Source organism: Actinomyces sp. HMSC065F11, from assembly GCF_001813085.1.
GTDB lineage: Bacteria > Actinomycetota > Actinomycetes > Actinomycetales > Actinomycetaceae > Gleimia > Gleimia europaea.
The window spans coordinates 575,852-591,429 of sequence record NZ_KV811470.1 but is presented as its reverse complement, the minus strand read 5'-3'; the positions used below and the strand labels follow the sequence as shown (position 1 = coordinate 591,429).

The following is a 15,578-nucleotide window of genomic DNA, read 5'->3' as shown; positions in this document are numbered from 1 at the left end:
GTTAATTCAAACCTGATAGAAGAACCAATAAGAGTGAGCCTAACGGCACACAAGTTCTCACCCTTTATTGGGCGTAAAACCTATTGGCATGTTCGAAGATTCTCTAAACTCTTTCGCGCATCTCCCCATCGCGGGTAGGCCACATCTGCGGCAAGGATCGCATCAGATAGCTGCCATACGAGCGCGTTGCAATACGCGAATCGAGGATTGCCACCATTCCCCTATCATCAGCAGAACGCAACAGCCGGCCGGCGCCCTGGCTAAGCAACAGTGCCGCATGGTTCAACGAAACCTCGCGAAACGCATTTCGACCCGCCTTCGCCACATGTGCAGTTCTTGCCTGAACAACCGGATCTGAAGGAACCGGGAAGGGAATCCGATCAATCGTGACGAGCCTGCAAGCACGTCCCCGAACATCAATGCCCTGCCACAGCGATAGCGTGCCTACCAAACAAGAATCAACATCGTGCGAGAACTTCTGCAAGAGAGTGCCCAGCTGGTCCTCACCCTGCAAAAACACCTCCTGGTCGATTTGTTCGCGTAGCACGCGCGCACCCTCAATCGCGGCCCCGCGCGACGAGAACAGGGCGAGCGCCCCTCCCCCGGACGCCTTTACCAGATCCACCAGCTCGTCCAAAACCTCACTATTCACTCCACCTCGCGAAGGCGGTGGCAAGTGCGCGGCAACATACAAGATTCCCTGGTTCGCTGGATCGAAAGGACTTCCAACGTTTTCGCTACGCAGATCCCCGCCCGCAAATGCCGCGCCCGTCTCATACGCAATGCCGTCGAAAGATCCTCCCAGCTCCAACGTAGCCGAAGTGAGAATCGCGGGTTTCTCACTAAGCAACCGACTTGCGATTGGACCGGCTACGTCCAAGGGCGCACAGTTCAAGAACGTGCGCGCGTCATCATTTCTCGAAATCCATGTAATAACCGCCTGCGGATCCATGTCCCAACGGTCCATAAACTGCGACAAGTCATTCAGTGCGGCCAGCGCCAGCTTGCGTTCAGCTCCCGTAACCGTTGACTGTTCTAAATCCGACAGTGCGCCGCGAATCCCCGAGTCCAACACCCGCATAGTCTCAAGCAACTGCTCTGGACGAGCACGAATCAGCCCCTCGTCAAGGCCATCCAGTACTGCCTCGAGACTGTGCGCGGCCTCTTCCAACCGTCCCGTATCAATCTGGGCGTACCGCGCTGCTCTACGAGCTCGATAATTCACCATAGCGCCCGACAATGAAAGAGTTGCCTGCCCCCTAATAATGCGCGCGAGGTCGTGGGCCTCATCAATGATTAGCGCATCAAACTCGCCGCACACCAGGTTCTCCGTGGCCGCGTGAATGCCCAGCATCGAGTGGTTTGTTACCACGACGTGCGCTTCTTCAGCCTGCGCGCGAGCACGCGCCGCGAAGCACTCCTCGCGCATCGGACAGGTTTGTCCCAAGCATTCGAGGGTATCCACAGAAACCTGCTGCCACGCCCTATCAGACACGCCCGGAACAAGGTCGTCACGGTCACCCGTTTCGGTCTCTTCCGCCCACGCGCGCAACCGCACCACCTCGGCCCCGGTATCAGAAGCCACGTCAGCCTCGTCAAACAACCCTTCATCGGGGTAACCGCCCTGCGCCTTTTGTAAGCACAGGTAGTTGCGCCACCCCTTCAGCACCGCAACGCGAACCTCACCGTCCAACTGACCATTTACCTGCGGAGCATCTTTTGTAAGAATCTGGCGTTGAAGCGCAAGAGTTGCCGTGGATACCAGGATGTGCTCATCATTCTCCCGCCCACGCCGCATTGCGGGAACCAGGTAGCCCAACGATTTACCCGTTCCCGTGCCCGCCTGGATTAGCAAAGTTGCATCATCTTGCAGGGCATCTGCGACGGCTTCGACCATGGTTCTTTGCCCCTCGCGAACGTCGCCGCCAAACGATTCGATGACGCGAGACAGGAGCTCAATATCTTGTTTCACGACACATCAACAAGAGAAAGCTCATACGCAAGATCCGCATCTACGCGTCCAACCAGATGAGTGCCGCCAGGTAGATACTCCTCTTTTTCGATCTCGCCCATCTCATGGAAACGATTCACGAGGTCACCATCGGCATATGGCACAACCACGTCCACGTATTTGCTTGGGCGCGGCAAGGTGGCAGAAATGAGTTGTTCAAGCTCCGTAATGCCAGCGCCAGTTTTGGCGGAGACTGCAACGGAGTTTGCAAACTTTGAACGCAAAACTGCAACCTGTTCCGGGCTTGCAAGATCCGCCTTATTCAAGGCTAAAACCTGCGGGATGTCACTAGCTCCCTCGATCTGGCTAAGGACTTCCATAACGGTATGAACCTGACCAATCGGATCGGGGTGCGCCGCATCCACCACGTGCAATATCACGTCCGCCTCAGCGACCTCCTCAAGCGTTGACCGAAACGCCTCAACCAACTGGGTGGGAAGATTACGCACAAAACCAACCGTGTCCACTAGCGTATAAACGCGATTATCCGGGGTGATCGCTTGCCGCACGGTTGGATCCAAAGTGGCAAACAGGGCATCTTGGACCATCACGTCAGCGCCCGTAATGCGATTTAGCAGCGTCGACTTGCCGGCATTCGTGTAGCCCACGATCGCAACCGAAGGAACCCCGCCTGCGCGGCGCGAATGGCGCTGAGTCTCACGAGATGGCTTCATCTCTTTGATCTCGCGACGCAGCTTTGCCATGCGCGTGCGAATACGACGCCTATCGAGCTCTATCTTGGTCTCACCCGGACCGCGCGAGCCAATTCCCTCACCGCCGGCAACGCGTCCACCAGCCTGGCGAGACATCGACTCGCCCCAACCGCGCAAACGCGGAAGCAAATACTCCAGCTGAGCGAGCTCAACCTGGGCCTTACCCTCCCGGGACTTGGCGTGCTGGGCAAAGATATCGAGAATCAACGCCGTGCGGTCAACCACCTTGACCTTCACCACATCTTCCAGAGCGCGGCGTTGAGACGGGGCAAGTTCGCCGTCAACAATCACCGTATCTGCACCCACCGACTCCACTATCCGAGCCAACTCTTTAGCCTTACCAGAGCCCAAATAGGTTGCCGGATCCGGAGTTGCCCTGCGCTGAAGCACGCCATCAAGCACCGTCGATCCCGCTGTTTGCGCAAGTGCAGCAAGCTCATGCAAAGAGTTTTCCGCCTCACCCGCATCAAAATCAAAAATACCTATTAGTACCACACGCTCCAGACGCAACTGGCGGTACTCAACCTCAGAAACGTCCTCAAGTTCCGTGGACAAAGACGCCACCCTACGCGTGCCTGCCCTCGCCTCACGCTCTAAGGAGCCAGCACTGCTTTCTGCCTGGCCCCGCGTGGATTGCAGCGATGTTGCCCGCTCCGCGAGACTCGTGCCCTCAACCCGTTGTATCTCCGGACGCCGCTTACTGCGCGCCAGCACCCTCGCCACAACGTCTTCGGCGCGCTGCACATCCAGATCTTGATCGCGTTCTTTCACATGTTCTCCCGTTAGCCTCACCGCCATTTTCCCATTACGCTCGCCAATATGCTACGCAGTTTCCACAAGGCACCCCCGTCCCTTACGCTATAAGCGTGACTAAGCATTATTTTTCGAACAGCCCCGAAGCAACCGTCGATGAGTTGCGCCCCTTGACCCTGGACGTGCGCGGCATACACCTTGACATGGTCCTCTCAGATGCGGTGTTCTCTTCACACAAGCTGGACCTGGGCACCAAAGCGCTACTGCTCGAAGCTCCAGAGCCGCCCGAAACCGGCACTTTCCTTGACCTTGGATGCGGGTGGGGACCCATTGGCGTAACGCTTGGAAAGCTTAGTCCAAAGGCCACCATCTGGGCCGTAGACATTAACCAACGGGCCCTTGACCTCACCCGTAAGAACGCGGGGCGCAACCACGTCAAGATACATACCGAGCTCGCTGATAAAGCGTTTGAGAAAGCAACCAGTGACGGCATTAAGTTTGACCTCATCTGGTCAAACCCGCCCATCAGGATTGGCAAGCCCGCGCTTCAAGAAATGCTCACCAAATGGCTTGGCCTGCTGTCCGATGAGGGCGAGGCCTGGCTGGTAGTGGCACGCAACTTGGGCGCCGACTCACTTATCAAGTGGCTTAGCGAGCAGGGTTGGCAAGCCGAGAAGGCTCACTCGAAAAAGGGCTACCGCATCATTCGCGTATGCCGCTAACCCTCCTGCGCTACATCCAGCACCTGCTCAAGGAGCTCACCAGAACTACCCTCGATCCATTGAATCCGCTCATCCCTGCGGAACCATTTCATTTGTTTTCGCACCAACTGGCGGGTTGAGAGCTCAATTGCCTCGCGCGCCTCATCCAGCGTTATCTCGCCGGCCAGGTGGCGCATAATCGGCTGGTACCCGGTTGCCTTCACCGCGGTTGGCGTATTCGCAAGGCCTTGACGCATTAGTTCTTCGACCTCGCTCACGAAACCAGCCTCGAGCATCTCTTCTGTTCTTGTGGCGATACGCGCGTCGAGTTCCTCCAGACTTCTGCGAACTCCCAACAAGATCGAGGGCCGCAAGAACTCACGCTTGGGCATGGTTGCGGAGAACGGCCGGCCGGTCAACTCAATTACCTCTAACGCACGCACTGTCCGCCGCTGATCGTTCGGATGAATAGATTCTGTTGCCTTCGGGTCAAGTTCGCGCAACTTGCGGTATAGCGCCGCCTGCCCATGCTCCTCCAGGCTCTCCTCCACTCGCGCGCGCACCACCGGGTCCGTTCCTGGAAATTTCATCTTGTCAAAAAGGGCGTGGATGTAGAGCGCGGAACCGCCCACTGCGATTGCACGGTTGCCTCGCTGTTCGATCGCGTGCACGTCCTCACGCGCGCAGACCTGATATTGCGCCACCGAGGCTTCCTGGTGAATGTCTAGCACATCGATCTGGTGATGCGGGATCTCGGCCCGCTCCACAGTTGAAGGCTTCGCGGTGCCAATATCCATGCCTTTGTAGAGCGAAAATGCATCCATTGACACGATCTCCGCTCTTCCCAGCTCGCGAGCAAGGTCCAGCGCCAAACCAGATTTGCCCGACGCCGTAGCGCCCACAATTCCTATCAGCACAGCCTCGCCCTATCGCAACATAGGAATGCCCAGGCTTACCCGATTAGCCATGTCAGGGTTCTCTTGCCGCTCATGCCACACTTGACCCGCACGAGTTGGAATGATCTCAAACATGCCACCTTGTACGCCCGAATCTGCAACCAAATGGTGTGGAGCCGCGTGCGTCACCACTGCGCGCACCATATCTCCCGGACGTAGCTCCCTGCCGTACTTAATGCCATCTGGAAGCGATAGGTGGACAAGACGGTTATCGCGGGCGCGACCCGACACGCGATTACGCACCCCATCCTTACGGCCGCCATCCTCTACGATCAATACCTCAACTTCGCGGCCCTCAAACTTCTTCGAGTCCTCGGTTGTGATTCGCTCCTGTAGCGCCACCAGGCGCTCGTAACGGTCCTGCATCACGTCGTGAGGCACCTGATCCTCCATATCGGCTGCCGGAGTGCCGGGGCGCGGCGAGTAAAGGAAGGTGAAGGCCGAGCTGAACCGCGCCTTTTCAACCACCTCTAGAGTCTGCTGGAAGTCATCTTCCGTCTCGCCGGGGAAACCCACGATGATGTCCGTAGTGATCGCCGCGTCAGGAATGGCCTCACGCACGCGCTCCAAAATTCCCTCAAACTTTGCGCGTCGATACGAGCGACGCATCATTCGCAGCACACGGTCTGATCCGGACTGCAACGGCATATGCAAGCTCGGCATAACCGTCGGAGTTTCCGCCATAGCCGCAATCACATCGTCAGAGAATGCCGCAGGGTGTGGGCTTGTGAAGCGCACGCGCTCCAATCCCTCAACGCGCCCAACTGCACGCAACAGATCAGCAAACGCACCGCGCTCACCAAAGCTAACGCCGTAAGAGTTCACATTCTGTCCCAAAAGCGTTACCTCAACCGCGCCCTGGGCTACTACCGCCTCGACCTCCGCCAAAATCTCCCCCGGCCTGCGGTCACGCTCCTTGCCGCGCAAATGCGGCACGATGCAGAAAGTACAGGTGTTGTTACAACCCACCGAGATCGAAACCCATGCTGAATAAACCGATTCGCGTTTAGTGGGCAGTGTGGATGGAAACACCTTGAGCGATTCTTCAATCTCCACCGCAGCCTTGCGGTTATGTTCAGCGCGGCGCAGCAACGCAGGAAGCACGTCAATATTGTGCGTGCCAAACACCACGTCCACCCACGGAGCGCGCTCAACTACCTTTTCGCGCATTTGCTGCGCCAAACATCCACCCACAGCAATCTGCATGTCGGGGCGCTCGCGCTTAACCTGCGCAAGCTGACCGAGATTACCAAACAGCCGGTTAGACGCATTTTCACGAACTGAGCAGGTGTTAATCACAACAACATCGGCTCCCCCATCACCCGCTTCAGTGGCGCGCGCCGCCGCCTGCGGAACGGTCTCAACTGGAACGTACCCTTCGGTTTCAAGCAGGCCGGCCATACGCTCTGAGTCATGGACATTCATCTGGCATCCGAGTGTACGAATCAAATAAGTGCGTGGCGTAGTATTCATCGTTCAAGATTGTAGTTAATCAGCATGAAAGTAACGAACCGAGGCCTGCGTGATTGGCCTCAAAGTCGCCCAGAGATACACGAGAATACCGATAGGATTGGTTCGAATCATAAAGGAGAGACATGCACTCGGTTCAAACTGTATACGGCAAGGTTGCTGGTAGCCCGCATCCACTTGATGAAAATGTATACCGGTTTTTAGGCATTCCATATGCGGCAGCGCCCGTTGATGATCTTTACCTTCAGGCTCCCGCGCCTCACCCAGGCTGGGATGGCGTACGGGACTGCACCGCGCTTCCCCCTACACCGCAAAAGCGGCCCTACTCCGCCGACGCAATTTTGATTGACCCATCTGTCGCGGGTGACGAGATTTTGAACCTCAACATTTTCACTCCTAAAAACGCGCGCAATCTCCCGGTTCTGGTGTGGATTCACGGGGGCGGGTTCAAATCTGGCGTTGCCGCTTCGCCGATAACGGATGGACGAAAGTTTGCTGCGCGAGGAGTAGTTGTAGTCTCGATCTCTTATCGACTCGGATTCGAAGGATTTGGTTGGCTGAAAGACGCTGTCCCTAACCGCGGTTTCTTGGATCAACAAGCTGCATTGAAATGGGTCCGCGAGAACATATCCGCGTTTGGTGGAGATCCCAGCCGGGTAACCATTGCGGGACAAAGCGCGGGCGGTGGATCTGTTCTTGCCCATCTGACGGCCCCGTCATCACAGGCATTTTTCGACCGTGCAATCAGCGAGTCCGGTGTGCTTCCCCCGATGAGCGAAGCGATGGCGCAAGATCGTACCAAGCTTGTTACCGACTACCTGGGCGTCGAGCCAACTATCGCAGGGATTACAAGCGCCAAGGACCGACTTGTTGAAGCTGAGATAGAAGCTGAGCGTCGAATCTACGAACAGTGGCCAGGGGCGGCTCAGTTTGTTGCCGCCCGTCTGGCCGGCAAGCCTATGTCGGACCTGCCTTTTACACCCTGGCAAGAAGAAACTGTACTGCCGTACACGATCGACGAAGGTGTGGATCGTGGAGTGGGCGCAGACAAGCCGCTACTTCTCACAGTGACAAGCGAGGAATTTACTGACATTTTGGCCCCCATGGCCAGCGAGCTTAACCCTCTAAACGCAACTGATGTGCTTGTCGAAGGCGGACTGGAAGACGCTCGTAACTACCTACGGGAACACCCACGGGCAAACACCACGTCGCTCATCATGGGCCAGTTGGTTAGCGACGCAATTTTTGTTTGGCCAGCGCAAAGCATTTTGCAACGCCGTAAGGAGACCGGCGCGGCCCATACCGCCCTATACCTTTTTGACTGGTGCCCCGCCTTAGACGATCCAAGTGTGGATCAGGTGCAGCAGTGGTCTAGGCACTGCATTGATATGGCCTTCGCGTTCGACCTGTTAGAGGAGCCGATGGCTACGCCGCTGGTAGGAACTACTCCCCGGCAGAACCTGGCCGATGATTTCCACGGTCAGTGGCTTGCTTTCATTAAGGGAAAGGACGTACCCGGAACGTCAGACTAAAGGAGCTTCAAAAGCTCTGCTAGAGCGGCCTCTGCGGCCTGGGCTCTTACGCTCGCTCGATCTCCCTCGAAGTGATACAAGACTGCGTTAGACCGGGCGGGTGACCACACCGCGACGTACACGGTTCCGGCCGGGTGCCCTTCCGCAGGCCCGGGGCCGGCAACACCGGTTGTTGCTACGCCGTAGGTGGAGCCGAAGAGGCGCGCTACTCCAGCTGCCATTTGGAGTGCAACATCCGGATCTACCGGGCCGCTAGTCTGCAACCGGCCCTCATCAACACCAAGAACGCTTGCCTTAGTATGCGTCTGGTAGGTGGTTACGCCCCCACTCAAACAATTGGACGCGCCTGGTATATCTGCAATCGCCGCGCTAACCAGTCCCGCTGTTAGTGACTCGGCAGTAGCTACCGAATGGCCTTTCGAGGTGAGCTTTTCAACTATCTGAGAGGCAAACGCCATACTGTCTAGGTGATCACCTGATAGGTCCGCGAGAACGCCATCCGTACCACTAATCGCACTTACATCTAGTAGATCTGGCTCTGCAAGGGTACTTGCGTCGCCCTTGTGGAGTTCTGCGTTATTCATCGCCATCTGCATTCAGCTCCTGCAAAACCTGATTCACTACGGAGTAGCACACATTCAATGGGTAGCCTTTACGCGCCAACATGGAAGTGAGGCGACGCACCTGTTTTTGTTTTTCTAAACCTAACATCGCCCGGGCGCGACGAGCAGCTATCTCACGTGCTGATTCTTCTAGTGAAACGTGCTCAACTTCTTCCAGCGCAGCATCGATAATCGCAGGCGGGATCTGTTTCTTGCGTAGCTGCTCAATAAGAGCTCTGCCAACGAGGCCACGCTCATTGAACCGGGTGCGTACCAGCATCCTCGCGTAACGTTCGTCATCCACCAAACCGGCCTCTTCCAGCCGGTCTATAGCAACTTCTATGGCTTCAAGTGGAAAACCGCGTTCTTTAAGTTTGCTGACCAGTTCTCCTCGAGAGCGATCCTGCCTATCCAATTGCTTTAGCGCGGCCTCTTTTGCCGCCGAAATAGCATGCTCGCCTTCCAGGTTCGCGGCCCATTCACGTCGCTTCTCGCGACGCTTCCGGGCCGCTTCCCGGTCCACACGCTTCTTCTTGCGACCCTCATCCGGATCGTAAAAAGAGACCATTAGAATCCGGCGTCTTCAGCTGGATCGATTTTTGCGCTGGCCTTCTTACCACCTTTATCAGCCTGCGCGTCATCAGACTGAGCATCTGAAGATGCGGGGACTTCCTCTTGCCTGATACCGAGCTCCACAAGGATGCGATGCTCAATTTCGTCAGCAAGTTCCGGATTATCTTTCAAGAACGTACGAACGTTCTCCTTACCCTGTCCAAGCTGATCCGAACCGTATGTGAACCAAGAGCCCGACTTCTTAACAATGCCGGTCTCCACACCCATATCAATGATGGAACCTTCACGCGAAATACCGAGGCCGTAGAGGATGTCGAACTCCGCCTGCTTGAATGGCGGCGCCATCTTGTTCTTCACGATCTTTGCGCGCGTACGGTTACCAACCGGGTTGCCCTTCTCTTTGAGTGTCTCGATACGACGCACATCGATCCGCACCGACGCATAGAACTTAAGCGCCTTGCCACCTGTAGTGGTTTCTGGCGACCCGAAGAATACGCCAATCTTCTCGCGCAGCTGGTTGATAAAGATAGCTGTGGTTCCCGTGGCAGATAGCGCACCCGTAATCTTGCGTAGCGCCTGCGACATGAGGCGAGCCTGCAAGCCCACGTGCGAGTCACCCATCTCGCCCTCGATCTCTGCCTTCGGGACCAAAGCGGCAACAGAGTCAATAACGATGATGTCAATACCGCCCGAACGGATCAGCATGTCAGCGATTTCCAACGCCTGTTCGCCAGTATCCGGTTGCGACACTAGGAGCGCATCGGTATCTACTCCAAGCTTCTTGGCATATTCGGGATCCAGAGCATGCTCCGCGTCAATAAACGCGGCGTTTCCACCGGCCTTCTGCGCAGAAGCAACCGCGTGTAGCGCCACCGTGGTCTTACCAGACGATTCCGGACCGTAAATCTCGATTACACGGCCCCGCGGAAGACCGCCAACACCAAGCGCCACGTCGAGCGCCAACGAACCCGTAGGGATAACTTTGACTGCCGGACGATTATCGTCCCCCAGTCGCATAACTGAACCCTTACCAAACTGCCTATCAATCTGGCTCAGGGCAAGTTCCAATGCCTTATTTCGATCGGGCGCAACGGCCATTTAAGCTCCTTCAAGATCCTGCGCTCTCCGCGCGTTTTACCGGGCTGGTCGAAAAAACGTGTTCCCTCTCCGGGTACGTAAATCATGCTATGGCCGACCACGGACATCCTTTTTGAAAGGCGCCTGGATGTGGATCCACCCAAGCGAGCATGACCTGTGCACAAGCTTAACTGCCGAACACGTGTTCGACACTTCGACGCGCGAGAAGGCATTGGGATCTATCCCACTATTTGCCCGCTTGCTGCGCCGCTGCGTTGCCGGATTCCTCCTGTCCGGACTGTCTCAGTTTGCTTGAAAAGCCGGCGGGAGTCCCCAGCTGCATGGCAGCGCGACAGACAGCGCATTTGGCACAGTGTCTACACGAACACTGTCCGCAAAGTAGCCTTCCCCATCCAGCGTTAGCACCAGTTCGCTATCCACAGCCTCGATCGAAACAGACGAAGCCTGCTCGTACGTGGCGATGTCCGCGGGGATCGTTTCTCCACGCCGGAACTTACCCAGCAACTTCGCGATCTCAAGAACCTTTAATGGACGCGCAGTCAGGATATTCGCAAGGCCGTCATTTATCTTTGCACCCGGGTGCGGCAAGAACCCGCCGCCGTAATACCGCGCATTGCCGACAGCGCACAGAACGTAATCACGCTCTACCGTATCTAGCTTTCCATCCCGTTCCATTGTGGCCCGCATGCGCCAAGAACGGTCAGAAGAAAGCGCGTTCACAACCCCGACCATGTAACTCATGCCCAAAGTGTTCGGGATCTTTCGCTGGATCTTATCCGCTGTTATTGCAACTTTAGAATCCAGCCCTATCGAAATCACATTCACGCTGAAGTAAGAAAATTTAGGCACCTGCGCCCCGCGGCTATCCCTCACGCTTCCCGAAACGTGCAGGGCGTCCATTGGAGCCGAAAACGCACCTTCTTGTTTGAACGCATCCAGGATCATAGTTGGCGTCACCGTCCGCCTGCCATAAAGCGTGCGGGCGAGGTCATTTCCGGATCCGAAAGGCAAGACCAACATGGACGCCGTGGAGCCGATCAGGCCATTAGCGGCCTCAGATACGGAGCCATCGCCACCCGCAACCACAACGAGAACGTCACTTCCGCTCTCTTTTGCTGCCGCGCGCGCAAGATCCGTTGCATCTCCCGGTCCAGTAGTTGGGTTTATACGAACATGTGAGTACGGGAAAATCTCAGCAAGCTTACTAGCAACAACGCCAACATTGCGCCGAATTAGCCGATTGCCGGCCTGCGGATTGTAAATAAACTCAATGCGGTTCCACGACCTGTTTTGTGGAGCGTGCAACTATGGACCCTTTCGAGTACAGCTCGGGCTAGTTACCTTAGGACCTTCTCACGCCTGTGTACCCAGCGGGCTTCGTCGCCCATGTCAGTTTCTCTGATCAACTCATCCCAAATAACTTCAGGATCCAAACCGCTCATCAGCGCCTGCTCGGCAGTACCACCCAGTTTTGGCAGGAAAAGGTCACCAACGATAGACCTGCCGTAGCAGGATCCAAAGACGGCTTCGATGCTCTTCCAAAACTCCGAGACAGTCATGTAATCAACTCAACAACGTGATCCGGTCACTCAAGCTACCATCCACCAACGCAGCCGGAGTAGCCGTTGGAACGTCTACGAACTCCAGGGCAGCAATACGGCTGGCAACCTCGCGCAACACCAGTGCAAGTGGTACGCCAAGAGCCCCGCAAATCGCAATCAGGAGTTCCGAAGAGGCTTCCTTCTGGCCCCTCTCAACCTCTGACAGGTATCCGAGTGAGACTTTCGCATCCGCGGAAACCTCCCGAAGGGTGCGTCCTTGGGTGCGGCGAATTTGGCGCAAAACGTCACCAATCTGCTCCCTCAGGAGCGGCTTGGTATCACTTTTGTTCTGCATACCTGTACCGTACCTTGCTTCATCCCCCTCCCGCAGTAAGGGATCCCTCATTGTGGATGCGGTACTGCCCACACTACCTCCAAGCATCGAATGCAAAAAGCGACTATTTGCCGTCATATCAAGGTAAACCAGATGGCGCGAAAATATATTCCGAACCTAAAAGTGGCGTATACCTCTTTGCAGTTTGAAACGCGAGTTACTTCTTCATCTTTGCCGTAGCAACCACATACTGTAGGCCTGACCAGACGGTTAGGAACAGAGCAATAGCGATCAAAACCCAGCGCACCACCGCAAGACCCGTCACATCAAATAGGGCGTTGCTAACCCCCCATACGGAATCCCAAGGGAACACAAGAAACACAATCAGGAACATTTGCGACACGGTCTTGGCCTTACCGCCCGAATTCGCGGCAACCACTATGCCGCGCTTCAACAACCTGGAACGCATCCATGTAATCCCAAGCTCACGCGCCGCCACTACAACCGTGAACCACCAAGGAACAAGACCAGCGATTGACAAAACCACGAAAGCGCCGAGTGTAAGCGCTTTATCGGCAATCGGATCCCAAATCTTGCCCCAATCAGTCACGATGCCGCGCTCGCGCGCAATCTTGCCGTCATACAGGTCGGTAAATGCAGCAACGACGAACACCACCAGGGCCGCCCACATGGCGCCAACCGAGCCGTTCAGAACCAGAATGATAAAAATCGGCACCAAAACGAGACGAACCATTGTCAAAACATTTGGCAGATTCCAAATGTTCTCGCCCTCGTGTACACGCGAGACGTTGTCATCCATCTGCGCCCTATCCATCGTGACTCCTACGCTCTACCTGTCAATTCCCAGGCATCCTCTGATTCTTCTTCAATAGTATCGGTAGGAACGTCCTCGCCGCGTAGCATGGCCAACACTCGAGGCAACTCTTCTGGGGGTACCAGCACCTCACGCGCCTTTGACCCCTCTGAAGGCCCCACAATTTCGCGCGACTCCAGTAAATCCATCAGACGGCCAGCGCGTGCAAAGCCAATCCGCAACTTGCGTTGCAACATCGAAGTAGAACCAAGCTGAGTCGAGATCACCAGTTCTGCCGCCTGCAACAAATCCTCGAGGTCGTCGCCAATGTCGTCCGCAATCTGGCGCTTCTTCGCCGGAACAATCACGTCCTCGCGGTAGACAGGCTTCATCTGCTCCTTGACGTGTTCAACAACGTCGCGAATCTCCGATTCAGTCACCCACGCACCCTGCACGCGCTTTGGCTTGCCCGCCCCTTGCGGAAGATAGAGGGCGTCACCCTTGCCGATCAGTTTCTCGGCGCCACCCTGGTCTAAAATAACGCGCGAATCCTGCATTGAGGACGTGGCGAACGCGAGGCGTGACGGAATGTTCGACTTGATAAGGCCAGTAACGACATCCACGGACGGCCTTTGCGTAGCCAGAACAAGGTGGATACCCGCGGCGCGTGCCAGCTGTGTTATTCGTTGAATGGAGGCCTCAACGTCGCGCGGGGCGACCATCATGAGGTCGGCGAGCTCATCCACTACAACAAGCAGGTACGGGTAGGGCGCGAGTTTGCGCTCTGAACCTGGGGGAAGCTCCACCTGACCGGCCAATATTGCTTTGTTGAAGTCATCGACGTGCTTAAATCCGAACTTTTCCAGATCGTCGTAGCGGTGATCCATCTCTTTCACCACCCATTCGAGGGCTTCGGCAGCCTTCTTCGGGTTGGTGATCACGGGAGTTATGAGGTGCGGAATACCCTCGTAAATGGTGAGCTCCACGCGCTTAGGATCAACCAAAATCATGCGCACCTGCGCAGGAGTTGCACGCATCATGATCGACGTGATCATGGAGTTAACAAACGAAGACTTACCCGAACCAGTAGCACCTGCCACCAGTAGGTGCGGAGTCTTGGCAATGTTGGTGACCACGTATCCGCCCTCGACGTCTTTACCAACGCCAACAACCAGCGGATGATCATCACTACGGGCCGCGCCAGACCGGAGAACGTCACCAAGCGCCACGGTCTCGCGATCCGTGTTTGGAATCTCCACGCCAATCGCTGACTTACCGGGGATAGGCGACAGAATGCGTACTTCCGAGGAAGCAACCGCGTAGCGAATGTTCTTCTCCAGCTGCGTGATGCGCTCCACCTTCACGCCCGCGCCCAGTGTCACCTCATACCTAGTAACCGTTGGACCGCGCGAAAAACCGGTGACCTTCGCGTCCACGCCAAACTCGTCCAGCGTGCTTTGCAGAGCGCCCACAACCCAATCGTTCGCAGCTGAACGCTTCTTGTGCGGTGGGCCTTTAATCAATAGATCATCAGGGGGAAGGTTATAAACCGCACCGTCTTCCAGCTCCATCGCAGTTGTGGTGGGAAGATCACTGGAGCCAGCTGGCATGAGGGTCGTTTCATCTGCGCTCTCGTAGGCCTGCGGTTCGATGAGCTGCGTCTCGTAAGACGGGGACTCCTCGTAGAAGTCAGATTCTTGCGGCTCCTCAAATGCTTCAAGGTCCGGCGAAGAAACGTTGGGGCTAACAAACGGCTCATCCGCGTCGTAAGAGTCGATTCGGCCGCTCTTTTTATCGCCTTCACCCCTGCGGGAAATCCGATCGAGGAGGGCCTGGACCCGCTGTGGAACTTCCTTCACCGGCGTTTGCGTATAAACCAAGATCGAATAGGCAAACAGCAACAGCAACATGATTGCCCCGCCCCAGGCAGACAGCAGTGTTGCCAGCGGATAGCCCATAAACCAGCCGAGCACGCCGCCGGCCTCTTCAATCAAACTAAAATCTTGTATCTGCGGATTTCCGCTAGTTACATGCACGAGGCCGGTTAGAGCAATCGAGATTCCTAAACTTCCTGCAAACCGGTGCGGCAAGCGGTTATGCGTGCGGGCACGGAAAAGCTCAACGGCCCACCACACGAGCGCAATCGGCACTACCACCGAGAAAATACCCACGGCACCCGCCGCAACGTGGTGGAGGAAGGCACCCGCGCTACCGGAAATGTGGAACCACTCGCGAAGGGCGAAAACCGCGGCCAAAGCAAGTAGCACAAACGCAAGACCGTCGCGGCGCAACTGCGCATCAATCGACAAGAAGCCGCGCCACGCGTTCGCCACACCTCGCCCCATAGAAACGAACATTTCCATCAGAGGCGAACGGCTCGAAGCCGCTGACTTCGTAGCCTTATTTGTTTTACGAGCGGAACTGCCCCCGCGATTTGATGCTGGACTCTTAGGCATAGTAATTCCACGCTATCGCAACGA

Annotated in this window: 15 protein-coding genes; 3 read left to right on the top strand and 12 right to left on the bottom strand. The window is 56.2% G+C overall.

From position 1 onward, the window contains the following. Positions 1-103 precede the first annotated feature (103 nt). Together HMPREF2891_RS05130 and hflX are read right to left on the bottom strand one after the other, a co-directional pair. A complete protein-coding gene (locus tag HMPREF2891_RS05130; RefSeq protein WP_070664117.1) occupies positions 104-1,972 on the bottom strand; it encodes an ATP-dependent DNA helicase in 1,869 nt (622 codons plus the stop codon). Continuing rightward, positions 1,969-3,522 carry a GTPase HflX gene (gene hflX, locus HMPREF2891_RS05125; protein WP_070664115.1) on the bottom strand — a complete coding sequence of 518 codons (1,554 nt, stop codon included), beginning with the start codon at positions 3,520-3,522 and terminating at the stop codon, positions 1,969-1,971. The genes HMPREF2891_RS05130 and hflX overlap by 4 nt, the downstream gene beginning before the upstream one ends. Positions 3,523-3,590: 68 nt before the next feature. On the opposite strand from hflX, the gene HMPREF2891_RS05120 reads away from it, so the two are divergent. After that, a complete protein-coding gene (locus tag HMPREF2891_RS05120) occupies positions 3,591-4,199 on the top strand; it encodes a class I SAM-dependent methyltransferase (RefSeq protein WP_070617532.1) in 609 nt (202 codons plus the stop codon). Here HMPREF2891_RS05120 and miaA read toward each other — a convergent pair. Together miaA and miaB are read right to left on the bottom strand one after the other, a co-directional pair. Continuing rightward, positions 4,196-5,095, bottom strand: coding sequence for a tRNA (adenosine(37)-N6)-dimethylallyltransferase MiaA (gene miaA / locus HMPREF2891_RS05115; protein WP_070664113.1), 900 nt, complete (start codon positions 5,093-5,095; stop codon positions 4,196-4,198). The two genes, HMPREF2891_RS05120 and miaA, sit on opposite strands and share 4 nt — an antisense overlap. Before the next feature lie 9 nt (positions 5,096-5,104). Beyond that, the gene (gene miaB / locus HMPREF2891_RS05110; RefSeq protein ID WP_070664112.1) at positions 5,105-6,607 is read right to left on the bottom strand and encodes a tRNA (N6-isopentenyl adenosine(37)-C2)-methylthiotransferase MiaB; all 1,503 of its coding nucleotides are present in this window, start codon (positions 6,605-6,607) and stop codon (positions 5,105-5,107) included. Positions 6,608-6,729: 122 nt separating this feature from the next. On the opposite strand from miaB, the gene HMPREF2891_RS05105 reads away from it, so the two are divergent. Then, positions 6,730-8,136 carry a carboxylesterase/lipase family protein gene (locus HMPREF2891_RS05105; RefSeq protein WP_070664111.1) on the top strand — a complete coding sequence of 469 codons (1,407 nt, stop codon included), beginning with the start codon at positions 6,730-6,732 and terminating at the stop codon, positions 8,134-8,136. Here the strand turns inward: HMPREF2891_RS05105 and HMPREF2891_RS05100 are convergent. Genes HMPREF2891_RS05100 through recA form a run of 3 tightly spaced genes read right to left on the bottom strand, consistent with a single transcriptional unit; the run spans position 8,133 to position 10,409 of the window. After that, positions 8,133-8,726 (bottom strand): CinA family protein, encoded by a 594-nt coding sequence (locus HMPREF2891_RS05100; protein WP_370870602.1) that lies wholly within the window; start codon positions 8,724-8,726, stop codon positions 8,133-8,135. The genes HMPREF2891_RS05105 and HMPREF2891_RS05100 overlap by 4 nt on opposite strands. After that, positions 8,713-9,306 (bottom strand): regulatory protein RecX, encoded by a 594-nt coding sequence (locus HMPREF2891_RS05095; RefSeq protein ID WP_070664110.1) that lies wholly within the window; start codon positions 9,304-9,306, stop codon positions 8,713-8,715. The genes HMPREF2891_RS05100 and HMPREF2891_RS05095 overlap by 14 nt, the downstream gene beginning before the upstream one ends. Continuing rightward, positions 9,306-10,409 (bottom strand): recombinase RecA, encoded by a 1,104-nt coding sequence (gene recA / locus HMPREF2891_RS05090; RefSeq protein WP_070617550.1) that lies wholly within the window; start codon positions 10,407-10,409, stop codon positions 9,306-9,308. The genes HMPREF2891_RS05095 and recA overlap by 1 nt, the downstream gene beginning before the upstream one ends. Before the next feature lie 127 nt (positions 10,410-10,536). Here recA and HMPREF2891_RS09650 point away from each other — a divergent pair, with 127 nt between their 5' ends. Continuing rightward, on the top strand, positions 10,537-10,704 hold the full coding sequence (locus tag HMPREF2891_RS09650; RefSeq protein ID WP_186822293.1) for a hypothetical protein: 168 nt from the start codon (positions 10,537-10,539) through the stop codon (positions 10,702-10,704). On the opposite strand, the gene HMPREF2891_RS05085 is transcribed toward HMPREF2891_RS09650, so the two are convergent. The 5 genes from HMPREF2891_RS05085 to HMPREF2891_RS05065 all read right to left on the bottom strand — a co-directional run bounded on the left by HMPREF2891_RS05085 (position 10,692) and on the right by HMPREF2891_RS05065 (position 15,554). Further along, on the bottom strand, positions 10,692-11,714 hold the full coding sequence (locus HMPREF2891_RS05085; protein WP_070664108.1) for a diacylglycerol/lipid kinase family protein: 1,023 nt from the start codon (positions 11,712-11,714) through the stop codon (positions 10,692-10,694). The genes HMPREF2891_RS09650 and HMPREF2891_RS05085 overlap by 13 nt on opposite strands. A gap of 32 nt (positions 11,715-11,746) precedes the next feature. Next, entirely contained in the window at positions 11,747-11,968 is a 222-nt protein-coding gene (locus tag HMPREF2891_RS05080) for a DUF3046 domain-containing protein (RefSeq protein WP_034508004.1), read from the bottom strand. 4 nt (positions 11,969-11,972) lie between these two features. Continuing rightward, a complete protein-coding gene (locus tag HMPREF2891_RS05075) occupies positions 11,973-12,305 on the bottom strand; it encodes a helix-turn-helix domain-containing protein (RefSeq protein WP_034508007.1) in 333 nt (110 codons plus the stop codon). 196 nt (positions 12,306-12,501) lie between these two features. Beyond that, positions 12,502-13,119 (bottom strand): CDP-diacylglycerol--glycerol-3-phosphate 3-phosphatidyltransferase, encoded by a 618-nt coding sequence (gene pgsA / locus HMPREF2891_RS05070; protein ID WP_083309292.1) that lies wholly within the window; start codon positions 13,117-13,119, stop codon positions 12,502-12,504. Between the two features lie 8 nt (positions 13,120-13,127). Continuing rightward, positions 13,128-15,554: an FtsK/SpoIIIE family DNA translocase gene (locus tag HMPREF2891_RS05065; protein ID WP_070664106.1), complete on the bottom strand. Its 2,427-nt coding sequence runs from the start codon at positions 15,552-15,554 to the stop codon at positions 13,128-13,130. Between the last annotated feature and the right edge of the window lie 24 nt (positions 15,555-15,578).

Bases quoted from the DNA above. Each gene is read 5' to 3' on its own strand.
- pgsA (WP_083309292.1), bottom strand. From the start codon at position 13,119: ATGGATAGGGCGCAGATGGATGACAACGTCTCGCGTGTACACGAGGGC.
- miaB (WP_070664112.1), bottom strand. From the start codon at position 6,607: ATGAATACTACGCCACGCACTTATTTGATTCGTACACTCGGATGCCAG.
- HMPREF2891_RS05105 (WP_070664111.1), top strand. From the start codon at position 6,730: ATGCACTCGGTTCAAACTGTATACGGCAAGGTTGCTGGTAGCCCGCAT.
- HMPREF2891_RS05100 (WP_370870602.1), bottom strand. From the start codon at position 8,726: ATGGCGATGAATAACGCAGAACTCCACAAGGGCGACGCAAGTACCCTT.
- hflX (WP_070664115.1), bottom strand. From the start codon at position 3,522: ATGGCGGTGAGGCTAACGGGAGAACATGTGAAAGAACGCGATCAAGAT.
- HMPREF2891_RS05080 (WP_034508004.1), bottom strand. From the start codon at position 11,968: ATGACTGTCTCGGAGTTTTGGAAGAGCATCGAAGCCGTCTTTGGATCC.
- HMPREF2891_RS09650 (WP_186822293.1), top strand. From the start codon at position 10,537: ATGTGGATCCACCCAAGCGAGCATGACCTGTGCACAAGCTTAACTGCC.
- HMPREF2891_RS05075 (WP_034508007.1), bottom strand. From the start codon at position 12,305: ATGCAGAACAAAAGTGATACCAAGCCGCTCCTGAGGGAGCAGATTGGT.
- HMPREF2891_RS05095 (WP_070664110.1), bottom strand. From the start codon at position 9,306: ATGGTCTCTTTTTACGATCCGGATGAGGGTCGCAAGAAGAAGCGTGTG.
- recA (WP_070617550.1), bottom strand. From the start codon at position 10,409: ATGGCCGTTGCGCCCGATCGAAATAAGGCATTGGAACTTGCCCTGAGC.
- HMPREF2891_RS05065 (WP_070664106.1), bottom strand. From the start codon at position 15,554: ATGCCTAAGAGTCCAGCATCAAATCGCGGGGGCAGTTCCGCTCGTAAA.